At 48.1% G+C, this 879-nt stretch carries 1 protein-coding gene; it reads left to right on the top strand.

Going from position 1 to position 879, the window contains the following annotated elements:
• A partial coding sequence (istA, locus tag A3763_RS05200; RefSeq protein WP_156494925.1) for an IS21 family transposase occupies positions 1-879 on the top strand: 879 nt, incomplete at both ends.

Consider the following 879-nt stretch of genomic DNA (forward strand, 5'->3'; position numbering starts at 1 on the left):
GTTACACCGGTTCCTATGATCGTGTTGCTGCGTTTGCACGGCAGTGGCGACAAGAGCAACATGAAGCAAAGAGCACTGCCGCTAAGCGAGTCTATGTTCCACTGACTTTTGCACCAGGCGAAGCATTCCAGTTTGATTGGGGCGAAGATTTCGCCACGATCAATGGTCGGAAGTGCTGCCTTCAAGTTGCTTACTTCAAGCTAAGCAATAGTCGAGCTTTCTTCCTGCGAGCTTATTACAAACAAACGCACGAGATGCTGTTTGATGCACACAATCATGCATTTCGGGTCTTTGGTGGCGTGCCTGAACGCGGCATCTACGACAACATGAAGACTGCTGTGGATAAGGTACGATCAGGTAAACAGCGCGATGTTAATCGCCGATTCCAAACGCTAGTCAGTCATTATCTGTTTGAAGCTGAGTTCTGTAATCCAGCTGCAGGTTGGGAGAAAGGCCAAGTCGAGAAAAAGGTGCGAGATGCTCGGCATCAGTTATGGCATACCGCTCCCAAGTTCAAGACTCTCGAAGAACTTAATGCTTGGCTTGAACGCCAATGTATTGAACTGTGGCACCGCCAAAAACACCCAGAACAATCCAATCTAACGGTTGCTGAATGCTGGCGACAAGAACGGCCATGTTTAATGCCTGTCCCAGCGCCATTCGATGGCTATGTAGAAGAGACTAAGCGAGTCTCTTCTACATGCTTAATTACGTTCGAGCGTAACCGCTATAGTGTCCCGGCAAGCTTTGCTAACCAGCATGTGAGTCTTCATGTTTATGCAGCTGAAATCGTTATCGTTGCCGAAGGCAAGGAGATAGCAAGACATAGACGTATCTTCAATCGCAAGCATGATGCAGGTATCACCAAGTNTGAATGGA

It is taken from the genome of Oleiphilus sp. HI0128 (assembly GCF_001635365.1).